The 6,212-nt window shown below is 69.5% G+C and carries 6 protein-coding genes; all 6 read left to right on the forward strand.

Translation table 11 applies throughout. From position 1 onward, the window contains the following. The coding region (locus AC3XYG_RS04850) for a sigma-70 family RNA polymerase sigma factor (RefSeq protein ID WP_489138684.1) at positions 1-416 on the forward strand (416 nt) is incomplete at its 5' end. Between the two features lie 272 nt (positions 417-688). Beyond that, a complete protein-coding gene (locus AC3XYG_RS04855; protein WP_489138685.1) occupies positions 689-2,209 on the forward strand; it encodes a mannitol dehydrogenase family protein in 1,521 nt (506 codons plus the stop codon). Between the two features lie 51 nt (positions 2,210-2,260). Next, positions 2,261-3,451 (forward strand): ABC transporter substrate-binding protein, encoded by a 1,191-nt coding sequence (locus tag AC3XYG_RS04860; RefSeq protein ID WP_489138686.1) that lies wholly within the window; start codon positions 2,261-2,263, stop codon positions 3,449-3,451. 5 nt (positions 3,452-3,456) lie between these two features. Beyond that, on the forward strand, positions 3,457-4,527 hold the full coding sequence (locus AC3XYG_RS04865) for an ABC transporter ATP-binding protein (protein ID WP_489138687.1): 1,071 nt from the start codon (positions 3,457-3,459) through the stop codon (positions 4,525-4,527). Continuing rightward, entirely contained in the window at positions 4,524-5,417 is an 894-nt protein-coding gene (locus AC3XYG_RS04870; RefSeq protein ID WP_489138688.1) for an ABC transporter permease, read from the forward strand. The genes AC3XYG_RS04865 and AC3XYG_RS04870 overlap by 4 nt, the downstream gene beginning before the upstream one ends. Before the next feature lie 4 nt (positions 5,418-5,421). Next, positions 5,422-6,212, forward strand: a 791-nt coding sequence (locus tag AC3XYG_RS04875; RefSeq protein ID WP_489138689.1) for an ABC transporter permease, incomplete at its 3' end; no start/stop codon positions are given.

Here is a 6,212-nt window from a genome sequence, read left to right on the forward strand (position 1 = left end):
GCGAGCCGACCCCCGAGGAGTTGGCCGAAAAGCTGGCGATGCCTTTGGAGAAAGTTCGAAAAGTCCTGAAGATCGCCAAGGAGCCGATCAGCCTCGAAACGCCGGTCGGCGACGAGGAGGATTCGCATCTAGGCGATTTCATCGAGGACAAGGGCGCGATCCTGCCGATCGACGCGGCGATTCAGGCCAATCTTCGGGAAACGACGACGCGTGTGCTGGCCTCGCTGACGCCGCGCGAAGAACGCGTGCTGCGCATGCGCTTCGGCATCGGCATGAACACCGACCACACGCTGGAGGAAGTCGGCCAGCAGTTCTCGGTGACGCGCGAGCGCATCCGGCAGATCGAGGCCAAGGCGCTGCGCAAGCTCAAGCACCCGAGCCGCAGCCGCAAGCTGCGCAGCTTCCTCGACACCTGAGCGGATCGGTTCTTCCGGTTCCACACGGGCGGCCTTCGGGCCGCCCGTTTTGATTCCAGCCTGACGGCCTTCGGGCCGCCCGTTTTCGTTTCGGGCCCTTGCCGGAATGCAGCGGAATGTTTGCCGCGGCGCGAACTGCCATACTAGGATTGCACCGACTCGCGAAGAGACCTCCGGCGGCGTCCGGCGCCGCCATGAGAACCGATAGGAGAGGGCGCCGCGATGCCGCGCTGTGACCATATGCTGCCATTCGTCCGCAAGGCGCCCTGCCTATGACCGTTGCCCGTTCGATCCCCGCGCGGCGGCTGGAGGAGGGGGCCCTGCCCGGGCTGCCCGCCGCGGTGATGCAGCCGCGCTATGACCGTGCCGCCGTCACCACCGGCATCGTCCATCTCGGCATCGGCGCCTTCCATCGCGCCCATCAGGCGGTCTACACCGACGACGTGCTGGCGGCGGGCGACCTGCGCTGGGGCATCCTCGGCGCCAGCCTGCGCAGCCCCGACACCCGCGATGCACTGGTGCCGCAGGACGGGCTCTACACCGTCGCCATTCGCGACAGCGACGGCGAGGCGCTGCGCGTGGTCGGCGCGATCCGCGACGTGCTGGTGGCGCCGGAAGCGCCCTCGGCGCTGCTCGACGCGCTGTGCCGGCCCTCGGTCGCCATCGTCAGCCTGACCGTGACCGAGAAGGGCTATTGCCACGATCCGGCCACCGGCCGGCTGGACGAGGCCCATCCCGACATCCTGCACGATCTGGCCCACCCCGATGCGCCGCGCTCGGCCGTCGGCATCCTGGTCCAGGGCATCGCTCGCCGCCGGGCCGCCGGCCTGAAGCCGTTCACGCCGCTGTGCTGCGACAACCTGCCGGCCAATGGGCGGACGCTGCACCGCATCCTGTCGCGGTATGCCGAACTGGTGTCGCCCGATCTCGGTGCCTATGTCGCCGGTGAGATCGCCTGCCCGGACACCATGGTCGACCGCATCGTGCCGGCCACCACCGACGAGGACCGGGCCCGCATCGCGGCGCAACTCGGCGTCGCCGATGCCTGGCCGATCATGACCGAGCCGTTCTCGCAATGGGTGATCGAGGACCGCTTCCCGTCGGGGCGGCCGGGCTGGGAGCGCTTCGGCGCCACGCTGGTCGCCGATGTCGCGCCCTATGAGGCGATGAAGCTGCGGCTGCTCAACGGCAGCCATTCGGCGCTGGCCTATCTCGGCTATCTCTCCGGCTGCGAGACGGTGGCGAGCGCCATGGCCGATCCGGGCATCGCCGCCTTCGTCGCGGCGCTGATGGCGGACAGCACGCCGACGCTCGTGCTGCCGCCCGGCGCCGATGTCGACGGCTACAAGCGCTCGCTGGTCGCCCGCTTCCGCAACACGGCGCTGAAGCACCGCACCTGGCAGATCGCCATGGACGGGTCGCAGAAGCTGCCGCAGCGCCTGCTTGGCACCATCCGCGACCGGCTGGCCCACGGCCTGCCGATCGAACGCCATGCCCTCGGGGTCGCCGCGTGGATGCGCTACGTCGCCGGGACGGACGAGGCGGGACGGCCGATCGATGTCCGGGATCCGCTGGCCGCCGACCTCGCCGCGATCGCGCGTGAGGCAGGCCCTGCCGCCGACCGGCTGGCGCCGGCGCTGCTGGGCGTGCGGGCGGTGTTCGGCGACGACCTGCCGGATCATCCCGGCTTCCGCGCGGCGGTGACGCGCGCGCTCGACACGCTGATCCGCCGGGGGGCGAAGGCGACGGCCGCGGCCTATGCCGAACCCGGAGGCCCACCTCCGGCCGCCTGAGACGGGAACACCCATAACGAAACGCCGGCAACGAAAACAGGGGAGGACATCATGACAGGCTTGGACATCACCCGCCGTCATCTGCTCGGCGGCATCGCCGGGGTCGGGGCACTCGGGGTCACCGGCGCCAGGGCGGCCCAGCCGCTGGCCCTGCCGTCCTCCCCGGTCGATCTCAACGTGATCGACGTCGCCGGCAACCTGGCCCTGACCCAGAAGGCGATCGAGAACTATCGTGCGGCCAAGCCGAACCTGGTGTCGCGCATCACCTTCACCAAGGCGCCGGCGCCGGAGCTGCCGGGCAAGCTGAAGGCGCAGCAGGATGCGGGCCGGGTCGACATCGACCTCGTCCTCACCGGCACGGATGCGCTGTCGGCCGGCATCGACCAGAAGCTGTGGACGCCGCTGCTGCCCGACCTCGCCTCGGCGCTGCCGGACCTGCAGAGCATCTACCAGCCGGCGGCCTGGAATATGCAGGGTTTGGCGCAGGGCCAGGGCGTCTGCGTCACCTACTACCCCTCGGGCCCGCTGCTGGAATACGCGGCCGACCGGGTCCCCGAGGTGCCGACCACGGCCGAGGATCTGCTGGCCTGGGCCAAGGCCCATCCCAACCGCTTCATGTATGCCCGGCCGGCGAATTCGGGCCCGGGGCGCACCTTCATCATGGGCCTGCCCTACCTGCTCGGCGACAAGGACCCGAAGGACCCGGTCAATGGCTGGGAGAAGACCTGGGCCTATCTCAAGGAGCTCGGGCAGAATATCGAGTACTACCCGACCGGCACCGCCGCGATGATGAAGGAGTTCGCCGAGGGCTCGCGCGATATGATTGCCTCGACCACCGGCTGGGACATCAATCCGCGCGTGCTCGGCGTGGTGCCGGAAGAGGCCAAGGTCGGCGCCCTCAAGGGCTTCCACTGGATCTCGGACGCCCACTACATGTGCGTGCCGAAGGGCGTGGCGGCGGACAAGCTCGCCGTGCTCCTGGACCTGATGAGCTTCCTGCTGACGCCGGAACAGCAGGCCTTCACCTACGACCAGGGCTATTTCTACCCGGGCCCGGCGGTGAAGGGCGTGACCCTCGACATGGCGCCGGAGGACAGCCGCCAGGCGATCCAGGAATTCGGCCGGCCGGAATACGAGAAGCTGATCGCCGACAATCCGGTCGAGGTGCCGCTGACCCCCGACAAGCTCGTCCTCGCCTTCCGGCGCTGGGATGAGGAGATCGGCACCCAGAAGACCAAGTAGCCGCGATGACCATCGCCTCGCGCGATTTCCGTGAACTGCGGCTGGAAGGGGTCAGCCGCGACTTCGGCGCGCTCAACGCGCTGAAAGACGTGTCCCTGACGGTGCGGCGGGGCGAATTCATCGCCCTGCTCGGCCCGTCCGGCTGCGGCAAGTCGACGGCGCTGAACTGCCTCGCCGGCCTGCTGCCGCTGACCGGGGGGCGGATCTGGCTGGACGACACCCGCATCGACCTGCTGAAGCCGGAGGATCGCGGCTTCGGCATGGTGTTCCAGAACTACGCGCTGTTCCCGCACATGAATGTGCGCCGCAACATCGGCTTCGGCCTGGCGATGCGGGGCCGGCCGAAGGCGGAGATCGACCGCAAGGTGGATGAGGCGCTGGCCCTGGTCCGCCTCGGCGCGCAGCAGGCGAAGCTGCCGGGCCAGCTCTCGGGCGGGCAGCAGCAGCGCGTCGCCATCGCCCGCGCCATCGTGATCGAGCCGCCGCTGGTGCTGATGGACGAGCCGCTGTCCAACCTCGACGCCAAGCTGCGGCTGGAGATGCGGGCCGAGATCCGGCGCATTCACACGCTGCTGGGCTCCGCCACCATCTACGTCACCCATGACCAGGACGAGGCGCTGTCGCTGGCCGACCGCATCGTCGTGCTGCGCGACGGGTCGGTGCGCCAGATCGGCACGCCGCCGGAGCTGTATGCCCGGCCGGCCCATGCCGACGTGGCCGAGTTCATGGGCTACCGCAACATCCTGCGCGGCACGATCGCCACCTCGGGTGACGGCCGCATCGGTGTCACCGTGGCCGGCGCCACACTGCTCGGCATGCCGGTGGCGGGTGATGCCGGGTCGGGCGACGCGGTGGTGGCGATCCGCCCCGACGATCTGACGCCGCGGCCGGACGGCCCGCTGGCCGCCACGGTCGAGACCGTCGAATACCGCGGTCGCGACTTCTACGGCACCGCCCGGACCGGCGAAGGGACCGAGCTGTTCTTCCGGTCGGAACACCCGGTCGGCCCCGGCGCCGCCCTGCGCTTCGGCGCCGACCCCGAGCGCGTGCTGGTGTACGCCGAGGCGACGGCGTGAGCGCGGTTGCCGCCGATCGCCCGCCGCTGCGGCTGCGGCTGGCCCGGCGCGGGCTCGACGGGGTGACGCTGCTGGTGCTGCCGGCGGTGCTGCTGCTGCTGGCGCTGTTCATCTACCCCTTCGCCTATGGGCTGGTGCTGTCCTTCCTGCCCAAGGCCGGCGACTGGCTGGCGAATTACCAACGCTTCTTCGGCGACTCGTATTTCTACGACACCATCGGCACCACGCTGCAGCTCGCTTTGCCGGTGACGCTGATCAACATCCTGGCGGCGCTGCCAGTGGCGATGCGGATGCGGCTGATGGTGCGGCAGCGGCTCCTGATCACCATCCTGGTGCTGCCGATCACGCTGGGCACCGTGCTGGTGGCGGAAGGGCTGCTGAACTATCTCGGGCCGCAGGGCTGGCTCAACCGGTCGCTGCTGTGGCTCGGCCTGATCTCCAGCCCGGTGCGGCTGCTGCACAATTACTGGGGTGTGTTCCTGTCGCTGGTGATCACCGGCTTCCCCTTCACCTTCCTGCTGACCCTGTCCTACGTCACCGGCATCGATCCGGCGCTGGAACAGGCAGCGGCGACGCTGGGGGCGGGCGCCAGGGCGCGCTTCCGCCACATCTTCCTGCCGCTGCTGGTGCCGGGGCTGATCATCACCTTCTGCCTGTCCTTCGTGCAGGCCTTCTCGGTGTTCCCCTCGGCCGTGCTGCTGGGCGCGCCGGCGGGGCCGACGCGGGTGATCTCGATCGCCGCCTACCAGGTCGCCTTCGAGGAGTACGATTATTCCATGGCCTCGGCCGTGGCGATGATCATGGGGCTGGTCCAGCTGCTGGTCGTCGCCGCGGTGCTGGGCGCGCGGGGGCTGGTCTATCGCGGCCCGGCCGGCGGCGGGAAGGGGTGAGGCGATGACCCGGAACGACGGCATCGGCGCCCGCCTCTGGGCCTTCGCGGTCTGGGCCCTGGTCGGCTTCTTCGTGCTGAACCTGTTCGCGATGATCGCGACCGTGGTGGTGAACTCCTTCGCCACCCGCTGGCTCGGCACCTGGCTGCCGGTCGGCCTCACCACCCGCTGGTATGCCTCGGCCTGGGACGAGTTCCAGCTGCACGACATCCTGATCGTCACCTTCGAGGTCGTCGGCGCCGTGGTGCTGCTGTCGGGGCTGCTCGGCGTGCCGGCTGCCTATGCCATGGCACGGCGCGATTTCCCCGGGCGCCGGCTGGTGATGCTGCTGATCCTGCTGCCGCTGCTGGTGCCGCCGATCACCTTCGGCATTCCGCTGGCGACGGTGCTGTACCAATCCGGCCTGGCCGGCACGATGTGGGGCGTGATCCTGGCCAACCTGGTGCCGACCGTGCCCTTCGTCATCCTGGTGATGATCCCGTTCATCGAACAGATCGACCCACGGGTCGAACAGGCGGCCCGCGTCTTCGGCGCCCGCACACCACAGCTGTTCCGGCACGTGCTGGTGCCGCTGCTGGCGCCGGGCATCCTGGCGGCCTCGCTGCTGGTGCTGGTGCGCACCATCGCGATGTTCGAGTTGACCTTCATGACCGCCGGCTCCGACACGCAGACGTTGGTGGTGGCTTTGTATTATTCGGTGTTCGCCGCCGGCGTGCGCGCGCCGCAGTCGATCGACGCCATGGCCATGGTCTATATGGTGGTGACGCTGGTCTGGCTGTTGATTGCGATGCGCTT

It is taken from the genome of Inquilinus sp., from assembly GCF_057815775.1.